The sequence below is a fragment of the bacterium genome (assembly GCA_021372775.1).
Lineage (GTDB): Bacteria > Acidobacteriota > Polarisedimenticolia > J045 > J045 > JAJFTU01.
Genome location: JAJFTU010000184.1, coordinates 1 through 1,876, shown reverse-complemented (window position 1 = coordinate 1,876; position 1,876 = coordinate 1). Strand labels below are relative to the sequence as shown.

Annotated in this window: 1 protein-coding gene; it reads left to right on the top strand. The window is 71.1% G+C overall.

Features of this window, described 5'->3' with window-relative positions; all coding sequences use genetic code 11:
• Positions 1–185: 185 nt before the first annotated feature.
• On the top strand, positions 186–1,876 hold a 1,691-nt coding region (locus LLG88_06155; protein ID MCE5246489.1), incomplete at its 3' end, for a DNA topoisomerase VI subunit B.

Genomic DNA, 1,876 nt, shown 5'->3' with positions numbered 1-1,876 from the left:
CCCATCGCCGCCGCCTCGGCGCGCGCTTCGGCGACCCGGGCGCGAAGCTGCCCCAACTCGCCGGTCGTCAAGGTGTTGAGCGTCTCTATCAGCGCTTGGATCGTCATGGCGCGGGAATTCTAGCGAGGTCGGACCGATCGTCAAATGGGCCGCCCTCCCCCCGCGGATGGTATCCTCGCCGCGCCATGGAACCGAACGACGACATCGCCCAAGACGAGGCCGGCGCGCGCCAGCGCGGCGCCGCCCAGCCCTCCCTGTTCGACGACGCGGCCGACGAGCCCGCCGCCGCGGCCCCGCGCCCGTCCGCGCCCCGCGACGACGAGGACGAAGGCGCCGCCGACGCCCCGCGCGCCGCGCGCCGCGGCGGCCGCCGCAAGCTCGACGCGCAGGACATGGCCGCGCAGCAGCGCGAGATCTCGATCAGCGAGTTCTTCACCAAGAACCGCCACCTGCTCGGCTTCGACAACAAGCGGAAGGCGCTGCTCACGACCGTCAAGGAGGCCGTGGACAACTCGCTCGACGCCTGCGAGGAGTCGGGGATCCTGCCCGAGATCACGGTCACGGTGCAGGAGCTGGCGGCCGACCGCTTCCTCGTCAAGATCCGCGACAACGGCCCGGGGATCGTCCGCGAGCAGATCCCGAAGGTCTTCGGCAAGCTGCTCTACGGCTCCAAGTTCCACCGCTACCGCCAGTCGCGCGGCCAGCAGGGGATCGGCATCTCGGCCGCCGGCATGTACGGCCTGCTCACGACCGGCCGCCCGGTGGCGATCATCTCCAAGACCGGGCCGCGCAAGCCGGCCCACGCCTACGAGATCGCGATCGACACCCGGCGCAACCGCCCGGAGATCCTGCGCGAGGACGTCCTCGCCCCCGCCCCGTTCGAGCAGGGCACCGAGGTCGGGATCACGCTCGAGGCGGAGTTCCTGCGCGGCAAGCGTTCCGTGGACGAGTACCTCGAGCTGACGGCGCTGGCCAACCCGCACGCCACGCTGCTCTACCATCCGCCGAAGGGGGATCCGGCGCGGTGGCCGCGCGTCTCGCGCGAGCTGCCCCCCGAGGCGCGCGAGATCAAGCCCCATCCGCACGGCGTGGAGCTGGGCACGCTGCTCAAGATCCTGCGCGACAGTTCGGCCAAGAACCTCGTCGGCGCGCTGAGCGAGAGCTTCTCCCGCGTCACGCTCAAGGTCGCGGGGGAGATCTGCGAGAAGGCGAAGGTCCACAAGAGCGCCAACCCGCGCACGCTCGACACGCGCACCGTGGAGCGGCTCTACCGCGCGATCCCCGAGGTCAAGATCCTCGCGCCGCCGACGAACTGCCTCGCGCCGATCGGCGCGGAGCTGATCGAGACGGCCCTCCGCGCGCGGATCCAGGCCGACTTCTTCGCCGCCTGCACGCGGCCGCCGCAGGTCTACCGCGGCAACCCCTTCCAGGTCGAGGTCGGGCTCGCCTACGGCGGGAAGCTCCCCGCGGACGAGCTCTGCGAGGTGACCCGCTTCGCCAACCGCGTGCCGCTGCTCTATCAGGCCGGCGCCTGCGCGGTGACCAAGGCCGTGCAGCAGACGAGCTGGAAGGCGTACGGGCTGCAGCAGTCGAAGGGGGCGCCGCCGTCGGGACCGATGGTCCTCTTCGTCCACCTCGCCTCGGTCTGGGTGCCGTTCACCTCGGAGAGCAAGGAGGCGATCGCCTCCTACCCCGAGATCATCAAGGAGATCCGCCTCGCGCTGATGGAGGTCGGGCGGAAGCTCGGCAAGTTCGTCGCCCGCCGGGCGCGCGACCTCGACGAGGCGAAGAAGAAGGGCTACATCACGAAGTACCTGCCGCAGATCGGCGAGGCGCTGCAGGAGATCCTCGCCCTCGACGACAAGACGCGCGACGC